The organism is Streptomyces sp. NPDC044064, assembly GCF_056434245.1.
Map to the genome: position 1 here is coordinate 1 of NZ_JBWKFN010000048.1, position 23,132 is coordinate 23,132.

At 70.6% G+C, this 23,132-nt stretch carries 24 protein-coding genes and 1 pseudogene; 16 read left to right on the plus strand and 9 right to left on the minus strand.

Going from position 1 to position 23,132, the window contains the following annotated elements; translation table 11 throughout:
* Nucleotides 1-302: 302 nt before the first annotated feature.
* A complete protein-coding gene (locus AC07DS_RS43485) occupies nt 303-1,547 on the minus strand; it encodes an NADH:flavin oxidoreductase/NADH oxidase family protein (RefSeq protein WP_479154264.1) in 1,245 nt (414 codons plus the stop codon).
* Between the two features lie 95 nt (nt 1,548-1,642).
* Between AC07DS_RS43485 and AC07DS_RS43490 the strand changes: the two genes are divergently transcribed.
* The 8 genes from AC07DS_RS43490 (at nt 1,643) to AC07DS_RS43525 (ending at nt 8,654) form a co-directional block, all read left to right on the plus strand.
* Nucleotides 1,643-2,242, plus strand: coding sequence for a TetR/AcrR family transcriptional regulator (locus tag AC07DS_RS43490; RefSeq protein ID WP_468811921.1), 600 nt, complete (start codon nt 1,643-1,645; stop codon nt 2,240-2,242).
* A gap of 234 nt (nt 2,243-2,476) precedes the next feature.
* The gene (locus AC07DS_RS43495; RefSeq protein WP_479154265.1) at nt 2,477-3,136 is read left to right on the plus strand and encodes a histidine phosphatase family protein; all 660 of its coding nucleotides are present in this window, start codon (nt 2,477-2,479) and stop codon (nt 3,134-3,136) included.
* 321 nt (nt 3,137-3,457) lie between these two features.
* Nucleotides 3,458-4,879, plus strand: a complete 1,422-nt coding sequence (locus tag AC07DS_RS43500) for a DEAD/DEAH box helicase (RefSeq protein ID WP_479154266.1) — start codon at nt 3,458-3,460, stop codon at nt 4,877-4,879.
* Nucleotides 4,880-5,012: 133 nt separating this feature from the next.
* Nucleotides 5,013-6,425, plus strand: coding sequence for a RodZ domain-containing protein (locus tag AC07DS_RS43505; RefSeq protein WP_479154267.1), 1,413 nt, complete (start codon nt 5,013-5,015; stop codon nt 6,423-6,425).
* 140 nt (nt 6,426-6,565) lie between these two features.
* A complete protein-coding gene (locus AC07DS_RS43510) occupies nt 6,566-7,105 on the plus strand; it encodes a GNAT family N-acetyltransferase (RefSeq protein ID WP_479154268.1) in 540 nt (179 codons plus the stop codon).
* Nucleotides 7,106-7,170: 65 nt separating this feature from the next.
* Nucleotides 7,171-7,569: a hypothetical protein gene (locus AC07DS_RS43515; protein WP_479154269.1), complete on the plus strand. Its 399-nt coding sequence runs from the start codon at nt 7,171-7,173 to the stop codon at nt 7,567-7,569.
* A gap of 102 nt (nt 7,570-7,671) precedes the next feature.
* The gene (locus tag AC07DS_RS43520; protein ID WP_479154270.1) at nt 7,672-8,034 is read left to right on the plus strand and encodes a DUF952 domain-containing protein; all 363 of its coding nucleotides are present in this window, start codon (nt 7,672-7,674) and stop codon (nt 8,032-8,034) included.
* Nucleotides 8,035-8,117: 83 nt separating this feature from the next.
* The gene (locus AC07DS_RS43525; protein WP_479154271.1) at nt 8,118-8,654 is read left to right on the plus strand and encodes a GNAT family N-acetyltransferase; all 537 of its coding nucleotides are present in this window, start codon (nt 8,118-8,120) and stop codon (nt 8,652-8,654) included.
* A gap of 90 nt (nt 8,655-8,744) precedes the next feature.
* Here the strand turns inward: AC07DS_RS43525 and AC07DS_RS43530 are convergent, their stop codons facing one another.
* Both AC07DS_RS43530 and AC07DS_RS43535 read right to left on the minus strand, forming a co-directional pair.
* Nucleotides 8,745-10,016 (minus strand): hypothetical protein, encoded by a 1,272-nt coding sequence (locus AC07DS_RS43530; protein ID WP_479154272.1) that lies wholly within the window; start codon nt 10,014-10,016, stop codon nt 8,745-8,747.
* Between the two features lie 434 nt (nt 10,017-10,450).
* Nucleotides 10,451-11,722 (minus strand): cytochrome P450 family protein, encoded by a 1,272-nt coding sequence (locus AC07DS_RS43535; RefSeq protein ID WP_479154273.1) that lies wholly within the window; start codon nt 11,720-11,722, stop codon nt 10,451-10,453.
* A gap of 409 nt (nt 11,723-12,131) precedes the next feature.
* On the opposite strand from AC07DS_RS43535, the gene AC07DS_RS43540 reads away from it, so the two are divergent.
* The 6 genes from AC07DS_RS43540 to AC07DS_RS43565 all read left to right on the plus strand — a co-directional run bounded on the left by AC07DS_RS43540 (nt 12,132) and on the right by AC07DS_RS43565 (nt 17,301).
* On the plus strand, nt 12,132-12,875 hold the full coding sequence (locus tag AC07DS_RS43540; RefSeq protein WP_479154274.1) for a hypothetical protein: 744 nt from the start codon (nt 12,132-12,134) through the stop codon (nt 12,873-12,875).
* On the plus strand, nt 12,836-12,997 hold the full coding sequence (locus AC07DS_RS43545; protein ID WP_479154275.1) for a DUF805 domain-containing protein: 162 nt from the start codon (nt 12,836-12,838) through the stop codon (nt 12,995-12,997). Before AC07DS_RS43540 ends, AC07DS_RS43545 begins: the two co-directional genes overlap by 40 nt.
* Before the next feature lie 134 nt (nt 12,998-13,131).
* Entirely contained in the window at nt 13,132-14,301 is a 1,170-nt protein-coding gene (locus AC07DS_RS43550; protein WP_479154276.1) for a sensor histidine kinase, read from the plus strand.
* Nucleotides 14,298-14,957 (plus strand): response regulator, encoded by a 660-nt coding sequence (locus AC07DS_RS43555; protein WP_479154277.1) that lies wholly within the window; start codon nt 14,298-14,300, stop codon nt 14,955-14,957. The genes AC07DS_RS43550 and AC07DS_RS43555 overlap by 4 nt, the downstream gene beginning before the upstream one ends.
* A 127-nt stretch (nt 14,958-15,084) precedes the next feature.
* The gene (locus AC07DS_RS43560) at nt 15,085-15,723 is read left to right on the plus strand and encodes a GOLPH3/VPS74 family protein (RefSeq protein WP_479154278.1); all 639 of its coding nucleotides are present in this window, start codon (nt 15,085-15,087) and stop codon (nt 15,721-15,723) included.
* A 15-nt stretch (nt 15,724-15,738) separates the two neighbouring features.
* Nucleotides 15,739-17,301 (plus strand): carboxylesterase/lipase family protein, encoded by a 1,563-nt coding sequence (locus AC07DS_RS43565; protein WP_479154279.1) that lies wholly within the window; start codon nt 15,739-15,741, stop codon nt 17,299-17,301.
* 138 nt (nt 17,302-17,439) lie between these two features.
* On the opposite strand, the pseudogene AC07DS_RS43570 reads toward AC07DS_RS43565, so the two are convergent.
* The 4 genes and pseudogenes from AC07DS_RS43570 to AC07DS_RS43585 all read right to left on the minus strand — a co-directional run.
* Nucleotides 17,440-17,532 (minus strand): annotated as a pseudogene (locus tag AC07DS_RS43570) (short-chain dehydrogenase); the annotation flags it as partial.
* A 257-nt stretch (nt 17,533-17,789) separates the two neighbouring features.
* Nucleotides 17,790-18,308, minus strand: coding sequence for a nucleoside deaminase (locus AC07DS_RS43575; RefSeq protein WP_479154280.1), 519 nt, complete (start codon nt 18,306-18,308; stop codon nt 17,790-17,792).
* Between the two features lie 71 nt (nt 18,309-18,379).
* Entirely contained in the window at nt 18,380-18,850 is a 471-nt protein-coding gene (gene cynS / locus AC07DS_RS43580; RefSeq protein ID WP_479154281.1) for a cyanase, read from the minus strand.
* A gap of 143 nt (nt 18,851-18,993) precedes the next feature.
* Nucleotides 18,994-19,599, minus strand: a complete 606-nt coding sequence (locus tag AC07DS_RS43585) for a carbonic anhydrase (protein WP_479154282.1) — start codon at nt 19,597-19,599, stop codon at nt 18,994-18,996.
* Between the two features lie 125 nt (nt 19,600-19,724).
* On the opposite strand from AC07DS_RS43585, the gene cynR reads away from it, so the two are divergent.
* The gene (cynR, locus tag AC07DS_RS43590; RefSeq protein ID WP_479154283.1) at nt 19,725-20,633 is read left to right on the plus strand and encodes a transcriptional regulator CynR; all 909 of its coding nucleotides are present in this window, start codon (nt 19,725-19,727) and stop codon (nt 20,631-20,633) included.
* Nucleotides 20,634-20,723: 90 nt separating this feature from the next.
* Nucleotides 20,724-20,876: a hypothetical protein gene (locus AC07DS_RS43595; RefSeq protein ID WP_479154284.1), complete on the plus strand. Its 153-nt coding sequence runs from the start codon at nt 20,724-20,726 to the stop codon at nt 20,874-20,876.
* Between the two features lie 44 nt (nt 20,877-20,920).
* On the opposite strand, the gene AC07DS_RS43600 is transcribed toward AC07DS_RS43595, so the two are convergent.
* Entirely contained in the window at nt 20,921-22,042 is a 1,122-nt protein-coding gene (locus AC07DS_RS43600; RefSeq protein ID WP_479154319.1) for an FAD-dependent oxidoreductase, read from the minus strand.
* A 56-nt stretch (nt 22,043-22,098) separates the two neighbouring features.
* The gene (locus tag AC07DS_RS43605; RefSeq protein WP_479154285.1) at nt 22,099-23,070 is read right to left on the minus strand and encodes a Clp protease N-terminal domain-containing protein; all 972 of its coding nucleotides are present in this window, start codon (nt 23,068-23,070) and stop codon (nt 22,099-22,101) included.
* Nucleotides 23,071-23,132: the final 62 nt, after the last annotated feature.

The window sequence follows — 23,132 nt, forward strand, 5'->3', positions numbered from 1 at the left end:
CCCACCCCGCACCTACCCCCCCCAGTTTCGCTCTCCCCCCCCCCCCCCCCCCCCCCCCCAACCCCCGCCCCCCCCCCCCCCCCCCCCCGTCCGGCCGTACAGAGGGCCTGCCAGGCGCTCGGTGGGGGGATGCCGGCCGAGCCTCGTGCTGCCGGTCGCCATCACTCCCGGAGCAGCATGTCCGGGTGGTGATGAGGGAGCGATGCCACCGGGCAGTGTGACGAGCAGCGTGGTGATCGACCGGAAGGGCCCCAGGCGGTCGCGGAGCGCGACGAGCACCTGGGGCCCTTCCACCGGCACGCTTACGCGGTGCCCCGCGATGCGGTCAGCCAGGTGCGGTAGCGGCGCAGGGCCCGTCGCTGCTTTCGCCGTTCGGAGATGAGGGCGAGTGCCGGGTGGGTGCTGGGTGTGGGGCGGCTTCCGCGGGCGATGCGGCGCATCTGGTGGCGGACCTGTGCCATGCCGGCAGCGGAGGCGAGGGCCTTGTCGGACCAGGTGACCGGTCGCAACTGCTCGTCGGCCTCGCGGCCCCGGCGCCAGCGGTCGGGCAGGTCCGGGGTGACGGCGAGGGCAGTGCCCATCCCGATGATCGCCACACCGCTGTCGAGGACCCTCTCCGCGGTGTGGCGCCGGGTGATGCCGCCGGTGAGCATCAGCGGCAGCGGGCTGGTCTTGACCAGGTCCTTCGCCAGGTCGAGGAAGTACGCCTCGCGGGCCTGGGTACGTGCGTCGGCGGCGCGTCCCGACATCGCCGGGCTCTCATAGCTGCCGCCGGACAGTTCGACCAGATCGACGCCGAGCGGTGCGAGCATCTCGATCACCTGGCGTGCGTCGTCGGCGTCGAACCCGCCACGCTGGAAGTCGGCGGAGTTGAGCTTCACCGCGACCGCGAAGGTCGGGGAGACGGCGGCGCGCACGGCGCGGACGACGTCGAGCAGCATCCGGGCCCGGTTCTCCAGCGACCCGCCCCACTGGTCGGTGCGCTTGTTGACCAGGGGGGACAGGAACTGCGACAGCAGGTAGCCGTGCGCGGCGTGGACCTCCACGCCGTCGAAGCCTGCCTGTTCGGCGCGCTGGGCCGTGACGGCGTACCGGGTCACGGTGGCCTGGATCTGCTCGGGCGTCATGGCGACGGGGCGGCCGAAGCGGCTGCTGTGCTTGCCGAGGTCGACGGCGACCGCGGACGGGGCCCACACCACTCCGGGCATGTCGGATCCGATCTGGCGGCCGGGGTGGTTGATCTGCATCCAGATCGCCCCGCCTCCGGACTTGCCGGCCCTGGCCCACTCGATGAAGGGCTCCAGTGACGCGGCCTCGTCGAGCACCACGCCGGCGGGGCCGGTCAGTGCCTCGGCATGGACCATGACGTTGCCGGTGATCAGCAGTCCGGTTCCGCCGGCGGCCCAGCGCCGGTACAGACCGAAAAGTTCCCTGTCCGGGAGCTGGCCGTCGCCGGCCATGTTCTCCTCCATGGCCGCCTTCGCGATCCGGTTGTTCAGTACCTGTCCGGAGCGCAGGGACAAGGGCGAGAACAGCTCGCTGGTCATCCGAGTTCCCCTCTCAATCTCAATCGCCTACGATGTGTGCAGCGTTCACATTACGGCGGCGATGTAAGCAATGTAAACATGAGGGAGTGTGACCTATGTCGCAAGCGGGCGGCACCTATCACCACGGCGATCTGCGCGCCGCCTGTCTGCGTGCCGCGCGGGAACTGCTGGAGGAGGACGGCAGTGCCGGGCTGTCCCTGCGGGCGGTGGCGCGGCGGGCCGGCGTGTCGGCGACGGCTCCCTATCGCCACTACGCGGACCGTGACGCGCTCGTCTCCGCGGTCGCCGCGCAGGGCTACCGCGAACTCGCCGAACATCTGGCCGCGGCGCATCCCTCACCGACGACTCCCGACGAGCTCGCGGCGGTCGCCGTCGCCTACGTCCGCTTCGCGCTCGAACGCCCGGCGCTGTTCCGGGTGATGTTCGCGGAGCCCTGCGATCCGAACAGCGAGGAACGGGTTGCCGCGACCACCGCGATCTCGGAATACGTCCGCGGGATCGTCCGCGGCGCCTTCCCCGGCGCCGACGCGGAGGCGCTGTCGACCACGGTATGGGCCCTCGTGCACGGCCTGGCGTTCCTGCACCTCGACGGCAAGCTCGACACCTCCACCCCCGACGTGGTCGCCGACCAGGTCCGCGCCGCCGTCCGCGCCCTGTTCACCGCCCCTGCGGCGCTGTCACGGGCGAGGGCATAGCGGGAGACCGTACGGCTCCACTTCGGCGTTGAGCCCACGTCGGGGAGCCTTCCTCCAGCGCTCTCCGGCGCAGTGGCGCACTCGCCGGGAACGCGCAGCGGATCCACAACCGCTACCACCACGGTCAGACCCGCAACCCCGCCTTCCGCCACCTCTGGCCGGCCGTCAACCACCTCGACCACCGATGCCGGCCGACGATCCGCCGACCCGGCAGCCGACGCGAGAGACACCGACATGCCCTTGATATCCCTGGTCCGGCACGGACAGGCCTCCTTCGGAGCGAAGGACTACGACGCCCTGTCCGCCCTGGGCCGCGAACAGGCCACCGCTGTCGGCCAGGAACTCGCCCGCCGAGGCCTGCGCAACCCGCACCTCACGACCGGCACCCTCACCCGCCAGCGCGATACCGCCCGGCTGCTGGCGGCAGCGGCCGGATTCACGTCCCCCGTGCGCGAGGACCCACGCTGGAACGAGTACGACCACGTCGCCCTGCTGGCCCGCTACACCGACCCGGCCCCGGACGACCGGGCGGACTCCCAGGCCCTGCAGGGGCTGCTCGACCGAGCGCTGGGAGCGTGGATCGAGGACGCCGAGGAGACCGGTCCCGACGGATGGACCGCCTTCCGGAACGGGATCGCGGTCGCGCTGAAGGAGCTGTCCACCAGCCTCGGCCAAGGCCGCGACGCGATCGTCGTCACCTCGGGCGGTGTTCTTGCCGCGCTCTGCGGCGCCCTGCTGTCCCTGCCGCCCGCAGCAGTCGTGGCCCTCAACCGCGTCACGGTCAACGCCTCCGTCACCACCCTCGCCGTCGGTCGCTCCGGAACCAGCCTCCTCACCTTCAACGACCACGCCCACTTCACGGGGGACCGGCGCGGATTGCTCAGCTACCGCTGAGGGCGCCCGGCGGCGCTTCCAGGGGCCGGCTCCCGGGGGAGGGAGCGAGCCGGCCCGGCAGACGCATCGAGCAGGCCGGAGGTAGCGGCTCGAGTACGGCATAGGCCACCTGGACAACCGACAGGCGTCGCCTCGTGACGCGCTCTCCGTCCTGCTGCGCGCCTACGAGTGGTGCGGCCAAGGGAGGCCCGGACGGTTGCCCCGTGCTAGCCTGCGACTTTTGCAGCGTCGCTGTGTCGGTGCCCGGTTCGGTGTCCCTGGCTGGTGGCCGCGTCCCCGCCGCGCCTTCCTCGGTACGGTCCCTTCGGAGGAAGGCTTTCTGTGAGTGAATCAGCACCTGCCGATGCCCGGCAGCAGGACGATGTGTCCGAGGCGTCGGCCGCCACTGCGGCGCTGCCCCCGGCAGCGTCCTTCGCGGAGCTGGGGCTGCCGGCCGAGATCCTGCGGGCGCTCGACGAGCACGGTGTGAGGGTGCCCTTCCCCATCCAGGCGGCGGCACTGCCGAACGCGCTCGCCGGACGGGACGTCCTGGGCCGGGGCCGCACCGGATCCGGCAAGACGCTCGCCTTCGGCCTGGGGATGCTGGCCCGGACGGCCGGGCGGCGCGCGCAGCCCAAGGAGCCGCTGGCGCTCGTTCTGGTGCCCACCCGGGAGCTGGCGCAGCAGGTCGGTGAGGCGCTCACCCCGTACGCCGAGGCGCTGCGGCTGCGGATCGCGACCGTGGTGGGCGGGGTGTCCATCGGACGGCAGGCCGCCGTGCTGCGGGACGGCGCCGAGATCGTCGTCGCCACGCCCGGCCGACTGCACGACCTCATCGACCGCAAGGGATGCCGACTGGGACGGGTGCGCATCACGGTCCTGGACGAGGCCGACCAGATGTGTGACATGGGGTTCCTGCCGCAGGTCACCGAGATCCTGGACCAGGTGCGACCCGACGGGCAGCGGATGTTGTTCTCCGCCACTCTCGACCGCGACGTCGACCAGCTGGTGCAGCGCTACCTGCGCAACCCGGCCGTGCACTCCGTGGACCCCTCGTCCAGCGCGGTCTCGGCGATCGAGCACCACGTCTTCGTCGTGCACGGCCCGGACCGGTACGCCGTGACCACGGAGATCGCCGCCCGGGACGGCCGCGTCCTGCTGTTCCTGGACACCAAGCACGGCGTCGACCAGCTCACACGGCATCTGCGGGCCAACGGCGTGGCCGCCGCCGCCCTGCACAGCGGGAAGTCCCAGCCGCAGCGCACCCGGACCCTGGCCCAGTTCAAGAACGGGGACCTCACCGCGCTGGTGGCGACGAACGTCGCCGCACGCGGCCTGCACGTCGACGACCTCGACCTCGTGGTCAACGTCGACCCGGCCACCGACCCGAAGGACTATCTGCACCGCGCGGGCCGCACGGCCAGGGCCGGCCGCTCCGGCACCGCCGTGACACTCGTCCTGTCGGGACAGCGCCGCGAGACGAGCCAGGTCATGGCGGACGCCGGCGTCGCCCCCAAGGTCACCAAAGTGCGGTCCGGCGAAGCGGAACTGAGCCGGATCACCGGCGCCAAGGCTCCCTCCGGAACGCCTCTCGACGGCGGGCCGTCCGTACCGCGCCCCAAGAACCACAACGCTCCGTTTCGCGGCCTGGGCAGCACCAAGGACGCGAAGGGCGGCTCCGGTGGCAGGCCGTCCCGCAAGGGCAGCGAGGCTCGCAAGCTCGCGGATGCCCGGGCGGCGGCCCGGGTGCGGCGCGGCGGCTGAGCCCGGCTTCCCGGACTGCTGGGCGGGATCTTCGTCTACGCTGCTGGACGGATACGCGGGACCGGAGATCGGCCGGGGTGCACCGGACGGCGTCACGTACGGGTGACCGTGCGCAGGGGGAGGCCTGCAGGCGATGGAGAACAGCGCGGATCCGCCACGGCGGATCGGTGTCTACACCGTCGAGCGAGAGCTGGGTGCGGGCGGCATGGGGACGGTCTACCTCGCCCGGTCACGGAGCGGCCGGGCCGTCGCGGTCAAGGTGGCCCGCCCCGAACTGGCGGCCGACCCGCACTTCCGTCAGCGGTTCCGCGCAGAGGTCGAGGCCGCCCGCAGAGTCGGAGGTTTCCACACGGCTCCGGTCGTGGACGCCGATCCCGAGGCGAAGACGCCCTGGCTGGCCACCGCGTACATCCCCGGGCCCACGCTCGCCGAACTGATCGAGCGTCAAGGGCCCATGGAAAAAGGGCAGTTGATGGCACTCGGGGCAGCGCTGGCCGAGGCGCTCCAAGCCGTCCACGGCTGCGGGCTCGTACACCGGGATCTGAAGCCGGGCAACATCATCATGGCCGACGACGGCCCACGCGTCCTCGACTTCGGCATCGCGAGGGCCGTGGAATCCACCCGGCTGACCGCCACCGGGGCTGCCTTCGGCACTCCCGGATACCTCGCGCCCGAGCAGGCGCAGGGCGACGAAGTCGGCGGTGCCGCCGATGTCTTCGCGCTCGGGGCCGTACTCGTCGCGGCGGCCGGAGGCAGGGCGTTCGGCACCGGCACGCCCATGGGGCTGATGTACCGGTCGGTGCACGAGCCCGCGGATCTCTCCGCACTGCCGGGGGAGTTGCGGTCGCTGGTCGCCGACTGCCTGTCCAAGAATCCGGCCGATCGTCCCACGCCCGAGGCGCTCCTGAGCTCGCTCATGCCGGACCCGGACCCGAACCCGGACCCGGACCCGGACCCGAGCGTGGACCCGAACACGGTCGCGCTCGTGACCCCTGACCGGCCGCGCGTCGCGCCGCCGGCCCCGGTCGTGCCTCGCGCCGATCCCGGCCGTGTCGACGAACCTCTCCGGCCCGCCCCGGCCGCACCCTCGCGCAGGCCCCGCGTGACCACCGTGCTGATGGTGGCCGCGGCCGTGACGAGTGCGCTGGTGGGCGGCATTCTCGCCTACACATGGCACGGGGACGACAACAAGGGAGGCGGACCCTCCGTCGCCGCTTCGGATTCCCGGCGGGCCACGTCGCAAGCTTCCGCTCCGCCGTCCACGCCCGCATCGTCCCCGGTGAGCGAAGCCCCCAAGGACCGGGTCACCGTCGTGGTGACCGCCAAGAGCAGGCGGAGCTGGATCTCGGCGAAGGGCCGCAACGGCGTCGTGCTGTTCGACGGACTACTGGACAACGGCGAGACCAAGACCTTCACGGACAAGAACCAGATCAGCCTGATCCTTGGCGATGCCTCCGCCGTCCAGCTCGTCGTCAACGGCAAGGCGGTCTCGGACGACTTCCCGTCCGGCCAGGTCGAACGTCTCACCTACAGCAGAGGCGACTAGGGCACGTATCCGGTGCGGCAACGGCAGCAGTTCCAAGGGGTGATGTGGCGGTATCGGGTCGGCCGCGAGACTGCCCTCCGCGAGCGAGGAAGCCAAGTGTGCCCCGCTCGGTCGGTTTGACCGTCTGTTAGCGTGCGCGGATGGAAGATCTGGAACTCGTGGCTTGGCCGCCTGAGCCGCTCAGGACCGAGCGGCTCGTGCTCCGCGAGCCCGAAGCGCGGGATCGTGCGGCGTTCATCGAACTGCTCGCCTCATCAGAGGTGCACACCTACCTCGGCGGTCCCCGCTCCCGTGACGAGCTCGAGCGCGAGACGCCTGAGGTGCCCGAGCGGTGGCCCGGAAGTTTCGTCGTTGAACTCGACGGGGCGATGATCGGCCACATCCTGCTCAGGAGAGCAACCGGTCATCGTCGCCCGGCTGCCGTGGGCAAGGCCGATCTCGGCTACCTGTTCCTGCCGCGGGCATGGGGATCCGGGTACGCCACCGAGGCATGCGCGGCGGCACTCGGCTGGCTCGCCGACGCCCTTCCCGGCGAGCCGGTGGTGCTCACCACCCAGACCGCCAACGTCGGCTCGATGCGCCTTGCGGCGAAGCTGGGGTTCACCGAGGTGGAGCGGTTCGAGGCATGGGGCGCCGAGCAGTGGCTCGGTATGCGGTCCCCGGTCACGCCGTCCGGTTGAGTTCGTGCCTGTGCCCTGCCTGGGCGCATCACTGCCCTGGGAGGGCAGTGTGGCACTGTTCCGTCATGACTGAGGGCACCCAGAAATACGCCACTCGAAGCCTGGCCGTCTGGGAAGGTGACCGACCGCCCGGCGACCTTGCTGCTGGTCAGACCTTTGAGGTGCTCTACGGCCGATTTGTCCGCCGTAGCGGATGCGAGGAACGCAGCCCGTATGAGCCTGCGACCGAGCGCATAGCGGCGTATGTGGCGGCGCTGCTGGAGCGGTGGCCCAATCCGACCGGGGACGAGGATGACCACCCGGTATGGGAGGCCGGACTGGTCGGTAACGGGACGGGCCCGCTGATCTACTTCGGCGTGCGGTGGAACGTGGCCGAGGAGGTTTCGGCGTTCGCCGCGCAGGTTGCGACGTCCATGGGGCTGGTCTGCTTCGACGTCTCGCGTGGAGAGCTGCTGTCGTATTAGGCACCGGTTTTCAGAATGCGTCGGGCGTGGCGGTCGAAAGCGGCCGGGCCGATGACACGGGCGATACGGCAGACCTCACCATGCAGGTTGTATAACCAGGTCATGATCTATCACGTTGTTCCACTGGATGACTGGACCGCACAGCCTGACCAGCCGTACGCACCCGGTTCGCTCGCCGAGGACGGATTCGTCCATTGCGCCCCCGACGAGCCGACCACGCTGGCCGTCGTCAACGCCTTCTATCAGGATGCGCCGAGGCCGTTGCTGGCTCTGCTCCTCGACGAGAGCCGGCTCACCGCGAAGTGTGTCTTCGAAGCCGCGGATCCCGCCCCACCGCCCGGGACTGCCGACGGCGTCCTGTTCCCGCATGTGTTCGGACCGCTCAACCGCGACGCCGTCGAGCGTGTCCTGGAGGTCGAGTGGGACGCTGACGGCCGGGCGACAGGACTGCGGGATGTGAGTTGACACTGAGCTTCCCGGCTCTGGACGGCTCGGATCGGCTGGGCAATTGCTTGGCCAGTGCTCGGCGTAGAGATCATCATGTGGGAATGTCTGAGAACCGATCCCCCGTGGCACCGACCGTGGTGCGGCTTGCCCAGTACACGAAGGCGGACCAGGAGGAGATCCTTGGCAACGGCGATGATCCCTTCGGTGTCGCCTGGACCGGTCTGACCTGGCTGCCGAAAGAAGTGCACTTCGGCATCAGGCATGACGGCCGGCTCGTGGCACACACCGGCCTGCTGCGATTGCCTGTCGCGATCGGTGACGCCGAGACAGAGGTGATGGGCGTCGGCGGGGTGGCCGTCGCACCCGGCATGCAGGGTCAGGGGCTGGCGCGGCTCGTCGTCGCAGCTGCACTGGAGCACGCCCGCACGATGGGTCCTCAGCACGCACTCCTGTTCTGCCGGACTCCCCTCGTATCGCTCTACCAGCGCCTCGGATGGCACCCGCTCGACAACGACGTACTCGTCGAACAACCCGAGGCCCGCCTGGTGCCCATGCCGCTGCGGACCATGGTGACGCCCCTGCACGACGACGCCCGCTGGCCCTCAGGACCAGTACGCCTGTTCTCGCTCCCCATGTGACGGGCCGCTTCAGCCTTCACGAACTCCGGGGACGTGACCGGCCAGGAGCCCACATGGGGCACCGTGGCCGGTCGTGTGCGCTCAACGGCACTACAGCTGTGGCTGTGGCATCCGCTGCCAGCTGAACGGGCCGTACGCCGTGTCGGTGACGGGGTGGTTGGCGTTCGGGTCCACAGTCAGCTTCAGCCATTCCAGCGGGGTGGTGCTGCCGTGTACGACGATCCGGTGGAAGTTCGGGACGTCGTAGTACGGGTGCTCGTTCCACGCGTTGTTGTCCGGGTCGTGGGCGCACACGCTGCCGCCGGTGGCCGGGTCCGTCTCGCCGGTGCACGTCGCCGCCGGCGACAGCGGGTTGTCCGAGCGGTACATGTGCGAGTCGCCGTTGAGCATCAGCACGGGACGGCCGAACTTGGTCGTCTTCGCCGCGACCTCGCTGATGATCGGCTCGTAGTTCGTCAGACGGTCCTTGGTCTTGCCGTCGAGGTCCCACATGTCGGCCTGCGCCGTGATCACCACGCCCTTGGCGTGCTGGGCCCGCGCCTCGGTGAAGGCGGCATCGAGCCAGCGGACGTCGGCGGCGGTGCGGTTGTTACGCTCGTCGGTCTGCGCCTGAGTCGTGGTCGGCACCTTGTACCAGGGGTCGGTGTCGTTGTTCGAGCCGCCCGGCACGTTGATGGTCACGAAGACGATGTCGTGCTGTGCCCACATCACGTTCTCGACGTACTGTGCGTCAACCGGGTGGCTCGGGTCGTAGGCGGTGGCCTGGGACACCACCTTCAGTGTCCCGCTGCCGAGGGTGCGACCGGGCTGCGCGAAGAAGTCCTGCCGGACCTTGGCGAGGTTGTCGAGCGGGTTGCCGCAGTGGTAACTGACACAGTCTGCCGTGTTGGTCGACAGGCCGCTCGTACCGATGTAGTTGATCGCGCCGGAGGACGAGTCGTAGAAGCCGCCGCCCTGACCAGGCGAGGCGAGACTCGACGCCTTGTGGCAGTCGGCCCATTCGTTGTCGCCCGGCGTGTAGACGAGCGGCTTGGTGAAGGTCCGCCACACGGAGGCGATCGAGGCGTCGTAGGCGTCGGTGCAGAACTCCTTGCCCGAGTGGATGTCGCCCACGTGGATCACGTCGCTGATGGCCGGGTCACTGTTGATGGTGCCGATGAATGCCGGGGTCTTCTGGAACTGCGAGATGTCCGCGGACTGCCCCGCGGGCGCGTACGCCGACTTGCCGTACGGCGAGTCGCCGAACACGGCGAGCGTCAGCGGCGTACTGGCCGCCGACGCCGTGGTGGTCGACATTACGGAAGAGGCAAGGCCGATGGCGACGAGCGTGACAAGCCCGTGCTTCAGCATGCGTCTCGACATGCGTCCCTCTTTCAGGTCCGGTTGAGGGGGGCGCTCCAGTGAACTGGATCCCCATGGAGCGGGACATGGCATCAACGGCGGCCTGGAGATGACGAACAGGCAAAGATTCAGCCACGCCCGCAGACGTTGCCCGCGCTGAGGCAGATTCCGGGTGACGGTTCACGGCATGACCTGGCGGGCCGACCTGGAAGAGGCGGCGCGCTTGTTCCCCTGCTCGTCCAGGCCGGTACCACCTGCCCAACTCCGCACAGGACCGGGACAGCCCGCCGCAGCCGTTGGAGGCGTTCGTCCCGGCCGCGGCGGGCAGCGGGGTCCGTGTCAGGACCCTCATCCGCCGGCCGGCGGCCACAACTTCCAGACCTGGAGTGGGATGTATCCCGACGCTGGACTGGCTGAGCACAGAACTGTCCCCGCCAGCCGCGGGCCGGTAGGGGTCAGCGGGAACGCGCGTCCGAGAGCCGGCCCGGGCGCACCGGGAGCGCTTCGACGCTGTTGCCGATGAAGCTGCGCTGGCGGGGCAGTTCGGCCTCGGGGACGGCGAGGTCGAGGTCGGGGAAGCGGGTGAAGAGCCGTTCCAGGGCGATCGTGGCCTCGAGGCGGGCGAGCGGCGCGCCCACGCAGTAGTGCACGCCCTGGCCGAAGGAGAGGTGCCGGGCCGCGCCGGGCCGGGTGACGTCGAAGCGGTCGGCGTCCGCGCCGTGGAAGTCCTTGTCGCGCCCGGCGGCGGTGTAACCGGCGAGGACCGGGGTGCCCTGCGGGATCACGGTGCCGCCGAGGGCCAGGTCGCGGGTGGGGTAACGGAAGGGGAACCAGCTGACCGGGCCGTCCCAGCGCAGCGTCTCGTCCACCACGTCCGACCAGGTGGCCTTGCCATCCAGGGCCAGCGCCAACTGGTCGCGGTGGGTGCACAGTGCCCGTACGGCATTGCTGATCAGGTTGAGGGTGGTCTCGTGGCCGGCGACCAGCATCAGGCGCATCGTGCCGATGAGTTCGGCCTCACTGAGCCGGTCGCCGCCGTCCTCGCGGGCGGCTATCAGGGCGCTGGTCAGGTCGTCGCCGGGGGCGGCCCGGCGGGCGGCAGCGATGGTGCCGAGCAGCTCGACCAGCTCGCGTACGGCGGCCATCACCTCCGCCGGGGTGGTGTCGGTGGCGATGATCACCGTGTAGGTGAGGTCGTGCAGCCGGTCGCGGTGCTCGGGGTCCACGCCGAGCAGCTCGCAGATGACGCTCATAGGAAGCGGGAGCGCGAAGTGGGTGCGCAGGTCGGCGATGCCGTCCGGGTCCTCGGCGGCGGCACGGCCGAGGTCGTCGAGGAGACCGGCTGTCAGCTCCTCGATGCGCGGCCGCAGGCGCTCCACCTGGCGGGCGGTGAAGGCGCTGCCGACGAGGGAGCGCAACCTGCGGTGGTCGGCGCCGTCGGCGGTGTGCATGCCCTGGGCGTTGGCGAAGACCCGTAGCGGCCAGTCCGCGGGGATCGTGCCGTCGTTCAGGGCCGGGCAGTGGCGGGCGTCCTTGGCCACGTCGGGGTGGGAAAGGAACTCCTTGAGCGCGTCGTGCCCCAGGACGACCGCTGCGGGCACCCCGCCGGGCAGGACGATGTCCGCAACGGGCCCCCGGGCCCGCAGGCCGGAGTTCAGGGCGTGCGGGCAGCCGCCGGCGGGGTCGACGACGTGGGCGGGCACGGGAGCGGGGGTGTGGGAGGACAAGCCGGGACTCCTGACGGTATGGACGAATACCGGGCAACAGTGCGGTGTCGAAGGCCGGTTGTACAAGTCCGTTCCGCCGACGCCCCGGTCGGGGACCAGGTCCGTCCACCCCGCCGACTCCCGAAGCCGGGGACCGACGGCTCCAGCCTCGATTGCCTGGAACTCTCCCGCTGCGGGCGGACCGGGTGTGCCGACTGCTGGGGCCCGGCGACCGGAGACCCGCTCAGGCCGTCCTTGACCTTGTCGCAGCGTCACGGTTTTCACTGAGGTCATGCGAATCGGCGAACTCGCCGCCCTCGTCGGCGTGCACCCGGACGACCCGCAGGCGCCCCGAGCCACCACAACCGGCTCAGGCGGCGGCTGTCAGAGGCGCGCTCGAACTCGTGAGGCAACGACAGGCGGGAACGGCATGACCACTTCCAAGCCCCCGACGACCCGGCCCTCCTCCAACGCCCCCGGACGGGGAGTGCTCGCGAGGGCCGTACCCGAACCACTCCAGCGGATCCTGGCGCACGAGGGGCGCGTCATGGAAAGCCTGATCCGATGGGTCGCCCGCCGGCCGCACGGCGTCGACGGCGCCGACGCGGTCTTCACCCACGGCCGCGACCAGGCCCTCACGATGTACGGCTTCGCCTTCGCGTGCATCATCGAGACCGTCGCCGTGTCCTACCTCCTCTCCGGCCGGCCCGTCCTCCACTCCATCCTCCTGGTCGTGGACGTCTACACCGTCCTGTTCGTCTTCGGCGTGCAGGCCGCAACCGTCACCCGACCGCACGTTCTCGCCGAGGGAACCCTGCGTGTTCGGCAGGCAGCCAACGTCGACATCCACGTCCCGATCGACCACATCGCCGCCGTCCGCCGCGAGGCACGCTTCACCCACGAGAAGACGGACGGCCAACTGAACCTCCCCATCGCCTCGCAGACTTCCATCACCCTTGAACTGACCACACCGGTCAACGCACCGAAGTTCTTCGGCGCGCCCCGCCTCGTCAACGTGATCAGGCTCCACGCGGACGACCCCAAGGCCCTGCACGACGCTGTCGTACAGGCAGTGCCATTGACGCGGGGAACGTTCCAGGACCCGACCGCGTGCTGCCGGCCTGGGCTGTCACGGTGCGCCGCCTGCACGATTCGGGCCTGTCCGGCTGGCTGATCCTGATCGGGCTGGTCCCGACGATCGGTGCCATCGTCCTTGTGGTCTTCTGCTGCACGAAGAGCAATGCGGGCGCGAACAAGTACGGCCCGAACCCCAAGGAGGCCCCGGCGCTCGCCTGACGCCGTGCCCTCGGCAGTTGCCGGTCTGAGGCCGCCCGGCCGGTGTTGGCGGCGCGGCCTCAGACGCGCACGGCCGTCGTGTGCGTGGTGGTGTCCTGAGCGGCCCTGTCCGCGTCGCTGGGTAGGGTCGGGGCGTGGACCGCAGCAGCAGTCAGCCGGACGACGCGTTCGCCGGGGAAGCACGGGGCGAGCTGTCTCCGCGGGTGGTCCGGGCGCTGTGGTGGGCGTCGGCCTGTCTGGTGCTCGCCGTCCTCGGCACCTCGGTACTTGTCGCCGGTGCGGAGCACGGCCGGCGACTGCCCGTGTCCATGGCTCTGGTCCTCGCGCAGGCCTGTGCCCTGAGATGGCAGGTGCGCGCTCCGGTCCCCGTGCTGGCCGCGAACGCGGCGACGGGGCTCGTGGTGTGGGCGCTGCTGCCCGCGGTGACCTTGACGGGGGCGTTGCTCGCGGCGCAGGTCACCCTGTGTGTGCTGTCGGCCACCAGGCCGCGACGGGTGTCGGCGTGGGCGCTCGCGGCGATGTGCCTGCCGGCACCGCTCGCGTTCGGGGCGGGTGGCCCCGCGGGTTTGGCGGTCTATCTGCTGATGGTGGTCCTGACGTGGACCGCGGGGCAGTGGCGCAGGGCGCAGCAGGCACGGACGAAGGCGGAGATGCGCCGGGCTGTGGTGGAGGAGCGCGCGCGGATCGCGCGCGAGGTGCACGACGTCGTGGCGCACACCTTGTCGGTGATGGTCATTCAGGCGGGTGCCGCCGACGACGTGTTCACCGAACGGCCCGAGCAGGCCCGTGAGGCGCTGCGGGCCATTGAGTCGGGCGCCCGCTCGGCGCTCGGTGAACTGCGCCTGCTGCTACGTGCGTTCCGGCCCGATGCGGGGGAGGGCGGGGCCGGGGAGCGGCGGGAGCCGGGGCCCTCGCTCTCGCGTCTGGACGAGCTGGCCGGCACAGTGCGTGCGACCGGGATGACCGTGCACGTGCACCGCGAGGGCGCCGTCGACGGGCTGGCCGCCGGGGTGGACCTGGCGGCGTACCGGATCGTCCAGGAGGCCCTCACCAACACACTGCGCCACGCTGCCGGCGCCGACGAGGTGAGGGTGCGTGTGACGGTCGAAGGGGAGTGCGTGAACGTCACGGTGGTCGACAACGGGCGTACGTCGCAGAGCCGTTCGGCCGCGGCGGGAACGGGACGCGGGCTGGTGGGGATGAAGGAACGCGCACGGCTCCTGGGCGGCAGTCTGCGTGCCGGTCCGCTGCCCGGCGGCGGGTTCGAGGTGGCTGCGCACCTGCCGGTGGAGCGCGCGTCATGACGCTGCGGGTGGTGGTTGCCGACGACCAGACCCTGGTCCGTACCGGATTCCGAATGATCATCGACGCCCGGGACGACCTCAAGGTCGTCGGTGAGGCGTCCGACGGCCAGGAGGCGGTGCGGCTGACGCGGGAACTGGCGCCCGACGTGGTGCTGATGGACGTACGCATGCCTGTCGTGGACGGCATCGAGGCGACCCGCCGGATCGCGGAGTGCGGCAGCCGGGCCCGGGTGCTCGTGCTGACCACCTGGGACGTGGACACGCACGTCGTCGCCGCCCTGCGGGCCGGGGCGAGCGGCTTTCTGCTGAAGGACATCCGGCCCGCCGAACTCGTCGATGCGATCCGCCTCACCGCGCGCGGCGACGCGCTGCTGGCGCCGACCGTGCTGAGCCGCGTCCTCGACCGGTTCCTGCGCACCGCACCCGACCCGGCACCGCCGCCCTCCCTGCAGAGCCTCTCCGGCCGCGAGCGGGAGGTGCTCACATTGATCGGGCAGGCGCTGTCGAACGCGGAGATCGCCGAGCGGCTGCGCCTGTCGGAGGCCACCGTCAAGAACCACGTCACCGCGGTGCTGCGCAAACTCGGCCTGCGCGACCGCGTCCAGGCCGTCGTCGCCGCCTACGACCACGGCCTCGTGCAACCGCGCCGCTCCTGACGGCCGCCTCCTCCTCCGCCGCCTCCTCCTCAAGGAGGAGGCCGGGCCGCGATCCCCCTGCGTTCCCAGTGCCGGACCGCACCCATGGCCGATCCGCGGCCGAGGCGCCCGGCCATAGCGTCGAGATGTGAACGACGACCTCGCCTGCCTCATGTATCTGCTCGCCCACGACGACGCGGCCGAAGGCCCCAACGACCGTCCCCGCACGGAGCTGCTGGTCCGTGCTGCCGCCCTGGTCGACCTCGCGCTGCGCGGCCGGCTGGTCGAGCACGGCGGCACGGTCACCGTGTCCGGCACCCACCCGACCGGCGACCCCGTCCTGGACGGCGTCCTGCGCGACGCCGCCGCCGGGCACGGCTGGAAGCGCCTCGTGCGCCGCCACCGCAAGCGGACCCTGAGGGAGGTGGAGGACCGGCTCGCCGCGGCGGGACTGCTCACCGTGAAGGCGCCCCGTACCCGCTTCGGCACACGGCGGCTGACCGTGACGGACCACGCCGTTCCCGCCGCCTTGCACGCCCGCGTGTCCGCGGCGCTGCACGGGGACGGTCCGGTGCAGGAGATCCCCGCCGCCGACGCCGCGCTGCTCGCGCTGGCTGACGCGGGCCGCGTCCACTCGGTCGTCTCCCGCCAGGACCACAAGACCTTCCGGGCCCGCGTGGACACCTGCACGGGGACTCTCGCCGCCCTCGGACCGGGCCTGGAGAAAGCTGTACGCGCGCTGCCGACCACCATGATCGCCGCGCATGGCGGCATGGGCGGCAGCTGACCGAACGGGGAATCGATGAACACGCACCGCGCCCTGACCACCCTCGGCTGCGCCCTGACCGCCGTGCTCGCGACGGCCGGGTCCGCAGCGCCACCGACACAGCCCGCTCCGCCGACCGCCACCACGACGGTACGCACCCACGAAGGCCTGGTGCGGGGCACGGCCCACGACGGCTACCGCACCTTCGAGGGCATCCCCTACGCGGCACCCCCGGTCGGCAGGCTGCGCTGGGCGCCGCCCCGCCCAGCTGACTCCTGGTCCGGGGTACGGGACGCGACCCGGCCGGCGAGCGCGTGCCCGCAGCCGCCCGGCGAGATTCCCGGCGGAAGCTCGGACGAGGACTGTCTCCATCTGAACGTCACGACGCCCGATAGGGCGGGACCGGCACGCCCCCGTCCGGTGATCGTGTGGCTGCACGGCGGCGGCTTCACCACCGGGGCGGGCAGCTCGTACGACGCCCACCGCATGGCCGTCCGCGGCGATGTCGTGGTCGTCACCGTCAACTACCGCCTCGGGGCTCTCGGTTTCCTCGCGCACAGCGGGCTGCCCGGCTCCGGCACCTTCGGCCTGGCCGACCAGCAGGCGGCACTGCGCTGGGTCCGCGCCGAGATCGGCGCCTTCGGCGGCGACGCGCACAACGTGACGCTGGCCGGCGAGTCGGCGGGCGGCTACAGCGTCTGCGCCCAGCTCGCCTCACCCGCCGCCGAGGGACTCTTCGACCGCGCGATCATCGAGAGCGGCCCGTGCACCGGCCGCCCCGACCGTCCGTTCGCCCCGTCCTCCGTCCCCCTGTCCACGGCACGCACCGCGGGAGCCGACCTCGCGGCAAAGGCGGGCTGCGGCTCCGCCCGCGACACGATGGCCTGCCTGCGGGGCGTGGACGTCTCCCGTCTGCTCGCGACCCAGGACACCGACCAACAGCCCGCATACGCCACCCCGTTGCTGCCCGGCGACCCCGCAGTGGCGATCCCCGCCGGCCGCTTCCACCGCGTCCCCGTACTCATCGGCAACAACCACGACGAGGGCAACGGCTGGGCCGCCGGGATCGTCCAGGCCGGCCATCCCGTCACTCCCGACACCTGGCCCGACGTCGCGGCCACCTTCTTCCCCTCCCCAGGGCAGGCGAAGGCGATCGTCCGCGAGTACCCGGTGCACCGCAGCGACGGCGGCCCGGTGTTCGGCGCCGTCATCGGCGACGCGAACTTCGCCTGCCCGACAGCGCGTACCGGTAGTCTGCTCGCCGCCCATGTACCCATCTGGCGCTACGAGTTCGCGGACGAGCATGCTCCACCGCTCACCCCGGGCACGCCGCCGTTCCCGCTCGGCGCACCGCACGCGAGCGAACTGCCGTACCTGTTCGACCTGGGCGGCCGCCCCCGCGACCTGACCGCGGCACAGCACCGGCTGGCCGACACCGTGATCGACTACTGGACCCGCTTCGCCCGCACCGCGGACCCGAACGGCCCGTCCTCGCCGCACTGGCCCCGGCAGCCGGCGCTGTCCCTGGCGCCGGACCACATCGTCCCCACCCGCACGGCACAGACCCACCACTGCGCGTTCTGGAACGCCCTCCAGTGACCGTGGAGACGACCGCCGTGAGGGCCCGCACGGATGGCGGACCTCACGGTACGGACCTGCGGGGTGAGCCGGGCTCGATGTCGGCCGGCGGCGGGACAGAAGAACGAGCCGGACCGCACATGGTCCGCCGGGTAGGTCCTAGAGGTTGTAGCCGCCTGATACTTCGATGATCTGGGCGGTGACCCAACGGCTCTCGTCGGAGACCAGCGCCTCGATCATCGCGCCGATGTCGCCGGGTTCACCGACGCGGCCGAGCGCGGTCTTCGCGGCGAGGGCCGGAACGACTTCCGGAGTCGGCCACCGCGTCGGCTATGACAACCCGTCACAGTTCAGCCGTGAGTACCGCCGCCAGTTCGGCGCGCCCCCCAGCCAGGACGCCGCCCGCCTGCGTCGCACCGTGCGCACCCCGGCGGGTACTCCGGCATGTGTGCTTCCCTGAGCCGGTTGGACCGCGGTGGGGAATCGTGCATGGGGTGGCGAGGATCGTCCTACGGTTTCCCCAGGTCACAGACCTTGGTGGGGGCGCCGGCCACGCGACGCTCGCCGCCGTTGCGCTCCTGCCAGAACCGGTAGACCTCGATGGCCTCCTCACGCGGCTCGTAGTGCATGGGGAGACGCCGATCCTGCCAGGACCTGGCGAACTCGCCGTAAAAGTTCGCGAGTTCGAAGTACTTGCGGTCGTCGACGTAGTGCGGTTCGTAGGCGTCGCGGGTGGTGAGGAAGACGACCTCGTCCGGAGAGCAGTAGTACAGGGAACCCAGGCACATGGGGCAGGGGTGGGCGAGCACGTAGATGGTGGTGCCGGTCAGGTGCTCGGTGCCCAGCCTGGCGCACGCTTCTCGGATGGCGAGGAGCTCCGCGTGGGCGGTGGGGTCGCCGGTCTGAGCAACCTTGTTGGGGCTTTCGGCGACGACATTGCCGTCCCTGACGATGACGGTGGCGAACGGGCGGCCGCCCTCGGCGACGTTCTGGCGGGCGATGTCGATGGTGCGCTGGACGAAGTCCATGTCGATTTCCTCGTGGAGCAGGGGGCGGGCCGGTGCGGCCCGCCCCGTTGTCACATGTGATGCCGAATGGGTCAGAAGGGCTTGGTCGGCAGGTACTTGCCGTCCAGGGTGATGACGGCGCGCTCGCCACCTTCGGGGTCGGCGACCTTCTTCACGTCGAGCTTGAAGTTGATCGCGGAGATGATGCCGTCCCCGAACTGCTCGTGAACCAGTGCCTTCAGTGTGGTGCCGTAGACCTGGAGCATCTCGTAGAAGCGGTAGATGGTCGGGTCGGTGGGGATGCCGCCGGAGATCGAACCGCGGGTGGGGATCGTCCGGAGCAGCATGGCCGCGTCCTGGTCCAGGTCCAGCAGCTCGGCGACGGCCTTCGCGGACGCTTCGGGCAGGGCGTGCTGGCCCAGGACGGCGGCGGTGGTGAAGGCGACCGACAGCCCTGAGACGTCGGCGATCTGCTGCCAGGAGAGGTTCTTGCGGGTCTTGGCCTCAACCGCGGCGGCGGCGAGTGCCTGGCGGGCGGTGGGGTCGAACTGGGCGTGCACCATGAGAGGGGATCCTTTTCTGGGGGTGTCGGTTCGCGCGGGAAGGCGTACCGGCAGGTAGTCGGGAGTGGTGGTCCCATGCGTCGGGCTGCAGACGGGACCGTGCCAACGGCTCGGGGGAGGGGAGGGAGCGGGCCGGGCCCTTGTCAGGAAGCGAGGGCGGCACCCGTGCCGGCGGCGTCGAGCCGTTCGACGCACCCGGTGGCGATGTCGAAGACCCAGCCGTGCAGCGTCACCCTGTCCTCCGCGAGCGCCCGGGCGACAGAGGGGTGCGTGGCCAGGTTCGTCAGCTGGGCATACACGTTCTGCCGCACCAGGGCCGATGTCTTCAGTGGGCCTGCCGCCATGCCGGCAGTGCGGGCCATGGCGGCGTCAGCGTGCCGCAGCCATTCGGCGACCACGGGAGCGCTGCTGAGGTCGTGAGCCTCGGCCAGGGCCGTCATCGCGCCGCAGGCGGAGTGCCCGCAGACGACGATGTCGCTCACACCGAGCACGGCGACGGCGTACTCGATGCTCGCCGTGACCCCGTTGGCGCCGGGGCTGTAGGCGGGTACGAGGTTGCCGGCGGTGCGGATGACGAACAGCTCGCCCGGCTCGCCCTGGGTGATCAGCTCCGGTACGACACGGGCGTCCGAGCAGCCGATGAACAGCGTGTGCGGCGTGTGATGCGCGGCCAGGTGGGCGAAGAGGTCCGCCTTGGCCGGGAAGACGTCCTGCTGGAAACGCGCGACGCCGTCGGCGAGATCGGGCATGGGTCACTCCCTTAGGTGGCTGCCAGCCCCCGTGGGCTGACGAAATCCACCCTGCATGACCAGCAGCTATAGAGTCCAAGAGCTAGTACTCATGACTGCTATTGGCTCCATCTATAGTGGACCTTATGGCCACCCTGGAATTGCGTCACCTGCGCTACCTGCTCGCCGTGGCCGAACACGGCAACTTCACCCGCGCCGCCGAAGAGCTGCACATCTCCCAGCCCACCCTGTCCCAGCAGATCAAACAGCTCGAACGTGCCCTCGACGTGCAGCTGCTGGATCGCACCGGCCGCACGGTGCGACTCACGGACGCGGGCGCCGTCTACGTCGACCACGCCCAGCGCGCACTCCGCGACCTGGCCGCAGCCGAACGCGCCATCCACGACGTCCAGGACCTCTCCCGCGGTCACCTGCGCCTGGGCGTCACCCCCACCTTCACCGCCTATCTCGTCGGCCCGCTCATCACCGAGCTCCACACTCACCATCCCCGCATCGGTCTGACCGTGACGGAGACCACCCAGGACGCGATCGAAGCGGCCCTCCTCGCCGACGACCTCGACCTCGGCATCGCCTTCACCGGTCCCCACCTGCCCGGCATCACCGGGACACCGCTGTTCACCGAAACCCTCAGCCTGGTCGCCGCCGCCGAGCGCAACCGGACACCGCCCGAACCGCTAGGCGTTCGCGCCTTGCAGGGAAGGGAACTCGCCCTGCTCAGCGGTGACTTCGCCACGCGCGGCCACATCGACGCCTACCTCGCCGAGCATCGGGTCGCCCCCCGTATCGCAGTCGAGGCCAATTCCATCCAGGCCCTCACCGAAATCGTCCAGCGCACCACGTTGGCCACGGTCCTTCCGGACGCCATCACCCACGACCACCCCCACCTCACCCCCATCCCGCTCGACCCGCCCCTGCCCACCCGCACCGTGGCCCTGCTGTCACGCGAAGGCGCCTACCGCAGCGCCGCCGGCCGCGCCTTCACCCAACTCACCCACAGCCTCGTCCGCGCCCGTGGGTACGCCCCGCCTTCGTGACTGAGCACCTCCGCCGAGGCGGGAACCGCGCAGTCGCCCCTCAGCCGTCCGACCGGGTTCGCCACCTGGACTGGCTGCGCCAGGATGTCCTTGAACCACAGCGTCTGCGACTCCGGCAAGTGGGTGGAAGGCTTCATCACCGCCCCTGACCAGCTGTCCTTCGTGCACCCCAGTGCCCTCGGCCACGGGGACCGGCCCCCGGCACCCGCCGACGCTCCCACAGCGAACTGGTACCTCCGTTGACGCGAGGATTCTGGCGGCCGGTCGCCCGGCCGTACTCGGTACATTCAGCCAGGCCGGAAGAACGCGAGCATTTTCCGGCTGGCGTCCGGCGACATCAGCATTTCCTGGATGCGCGCGGACTGCCGACCGGCGGCGCTGGTGCGTTCGAACATTTCGCGTTCGTATTCCTTGACGGCGGCGGGAAAGTCGTCCGGGTGCGCGGCCAGCGCGAGGCCGAGCAGGGCGCCGTCGAGCAGCGCCATGTTGGCGCCCTGCCCCACCGGCGGCATCAGGTGCGCGGCATCACCGAGCAGTGTGACGCCTGGCCTCGACGGCCAGGTCAGGCCGACCGGGAGAGTGGTGATCGACCGCGGTAGAACCGTGTCGTCGCAGGCTGCGATCAGTGCGGTGAACCGTGAGTCCCAGCCGGTGAACAGGTCGATCAGTCGCACCCGGGCGGCAGCCGGGTCGCCGAACGGGATCCCACTGGTCGCGAACCAGTCGTCGGCGGTGTCGTAGAAGCTGAGATAGATGCGTACGCGGCCGTCGCCGTTGCGCTGAGCCGACAGGGATTGTCCGTTGCCGAGCGCCCAGTAGTTGCCGCGCCCAACCATTGCCGCGAGGTCGGGGTGAGTGCGGTCGATGTCGGGAATGCCGAGCTCAACAACGTATTGGCCGGCGGGCACTGGTCGGGCGTCGGTGAGCAGCGCGCGGACCCGGGAGTCCGCGCCGTCGGCGCCGACCAGCAGTTCATACGTCGCACTGCTGCCGTCGGCGAAGCGCAGCAGGCCAGTGTCGGCGGATTCGAGCGAGTGCCCCCAGCGCACCGCGTGTTCGGGCAGAGAGTCCAGCAGCACGTTGCGCAGATCGGCGCGGTCGACCTCCGGTCGATCGAGCGGGGCGTCGTCGGGCGTGTCCTCCTGCAGTAGCAGGGTGCCGTCCGGCTCGAGAAGTCGTAGATCCTGGCCTGCACGACGGGCAATCGCGTGGAACTCATCGATCAGGCCGGCCTCGCGCATCGCCCGCTGTCCGGTCCCGGAGTGCAGATCGAGCATGCCGCCCTGACCGCGCGCGTGGCGTGACGATTCACGTTCGTACACGACGGCGTCGATGCCGTTGACATACAGCACACGGGCAAGGGCCAGGCCACCCAAGCCGGCTCCGACGATGGTGACGGTCGCGCTCACGAAGTCCCCGTCCTCGTCTGCCCCACCGACAGGTTCCGGCTCGCCGATCAGCCGCTTCACCGGCGGAGCCGGGGCGTGAGAACCGTGCGCACGGCCTTGGCCACCTTGCCCGCGGCAGATCCGTCCTCTTTCTCGGGTTCCGGTTCGAGTATGCGCTGAATCTGCAGCAGCAGTTGGTTGGTCGACCGCCAGAGCGGGACGAACATGCCGACGACCGGCCCGACGCCCTGGATCGGGCCGCCGGACAGCTCGGTGAGGTTCTTGGCGATCGTGACCGTTGTCGGGTCCCGCAGGATCAGGTGCACCTCATTGTCGACCAGCCGGATCTCCATCTTGCGGGCGGCGGCCTCCTCCGGGTTCGCGTCCGTGGTCGTCTCCGGATCCAGTTCGTCGATCTTGGCGGCGAGCGCGTCCGGGTCGACCCCGAGTTCGCGCAGCGCCCTGGCCGCCATGCTGTTCTCCACCCGCAGCATCGCCTCAAGCAGGTGATGGCTGCCGACCGGTGAGCCACCGGCCAGTGCGCTGGCGGTGGACAAGGTGTCCTCGGTGGCAGGTGTGCCGGTTGGCCATGGGCCGGCCGCGACATCCTGTGATCCCTCTACTGATGCGAGCACCGCGGCACGGATCTTGCTGATCGGATTGATCCGCTCGGCAAGCACCTTCGCGCCGACGCCCTCACCCTCCCTGACCAGGGCGAGCAGGATGTGTTCCGTGCCGATGTCGTTGTGGTGCAGCTGCTGCGCCTCGCGCAGGGCGAGTTCCAGCGTCTTCTTCGCGGGCGGCGCGAACGGGATGTGACCGCTCAGCTCCTTCGTGCCGGGCTCGACCACCGCGGCGATATCGACCTGTGCCGTCTCCTTGTCGTACCCGAGCCGGTGCAGAACCTTCGCAGCCATGCTGTCCTGCACGTCGAGCAGCCCCAACAGGATGTGCTCCGTGCCGATGTGGCTGTGCTTGAGCAGCCTCGCCTGCTCCTGGGCAGCGACGACCGCCTGACGGGCTTTCACCGTGAACCTTTCAAAAGTCATGGTTCTATGCTCCCAACCATGTCAATACACTGCTATTGATAGGGATACCGTGCTGAAGGGAG

Excerpts from the sequence above, each read along its gene's own strand:
- AC07DS_RS43525 (WP_479154271.1), top strand. The coding sequence starts at position 8,118 with ATGTCTGAGAACCGATCCCCCGTGGCACCGACCGTGGTGCGGCTTGCC.
- AC07DS_RS43515 (WP_479154269.1), top strand. The coding sequence starts at position 7,171 with ATGACTGAGGGCACCCAGAAATACGCCACTCGAAGCCTGGCCGTCTGG.
- AC07DS_RS43510 (WP_479154268.1), top strand. The coding sequence starts at position 6,566 with ATGGAAGATCTGGAACTCGTGGCTTGGCCGCCTGAGCCGCTCAGGACC.
- AC07DS_RS43605 (WP_479154285.1), bottom strand. The coding sequence starts at position 23,070 with ATGACTTTTGAAAGGTTCACGGTGAAAGCCCGTCAGGCGGTCGTCGCT.
- AC07DS_RS43555 (WP_479154277.1), top strand. The coding sequence starts at position 14,298 with ATGACGCTGCGGGTGGTGGTTGCCGACGACCAGACCCTGGTCCGTACC.
- AC07DS_RS43505 (WP_479154267.1), top strand. The coding sequence starts at position 5,013 with ATGGAGAACAGCGCGGATCCGCCACGGCGGATCGGTGTCTACACCGTC.
- AC07DS_RS43575 (WP_479154280.1), bottom strand. The coding sequence starts at position 18,308 with ATGGACTTCGTCCAGCGCACCATCGACATCGCCCGCCAGAACGTCGCC.
- AC07DS_RS43540 (WP_479154274.1), top strand. The coding sequence starts at position 12,132 with ATGACCACTTCCAAGCCCCCGACGACCCGGCCCTCCTCCAACGCCCCC.
- AC07DS_RS43585 (WP_479154282.1), bottom strand. The coding sequence starts at position 19,599 with ATGCCCGATCTCGCCGACGGCGTCGCGCGTTTCCAGCAGGACGTCTTC.
- AC07DS_RS43520 (WP_479154270.1), top strand. The coding sequence starts at position 7,672 with ATGATCTATCACGTTGTTCCACTGGATGACTGGACCGCACAGCCTGAC.
- AC07DS_RS43530 (WP_479154272.1), bottom strand. The coding sequence starts at position 10,016 with ATGTCGAGACGCATGCTGAAGCACGGGCTTGTCACGCTCGTCGCCATC.
- AC07DS_RS43565 (WP_479154279.1), top strand. The coding sequence starts at position 15,739 with ATGAACACGCACCGCGCCCTGACCACCCTCGGCTGCGCCCTGACCGCC.
- cynR (WP_479154283.1), top strand. The coding sequence starts at position 19,725 with ATGGCCACCCTGGAATTGCGTCACCTGCGCTACCTGCTCGCCGTGGCC.
- AC07DS_RS43490 (WP_468811921.1), top strand. The coding sequence starts at position 1,643 with ATGTCGCAAGCGGGCGGCACCTATCACCACGGCGATCTGCGCGCCGCC.
- AC07DS_RS43485 (WP_479154264.1), bottom strand. The coding sequence starts at position 1,547 with ATGACCAGCGAGCTGTTCTCGCCCTTGTCCCTGCGCTCCGGACAGGTA.
- cynS (WP_479154281.1), bottom strand. The coding sequence starts at position 18,850 with ATGGTGCACGCCCAGTTCGACCCCACCGCCCGCCAGGCACTCGCCGCC.
- AC07DS_RS43495 (WP_479154265.1), top strand. The coding sequence starts at position 2,477 with ATGCCCTTGATATCCCTGGTCCGGCACGGACAGGCCTCCTTCGGAGCG.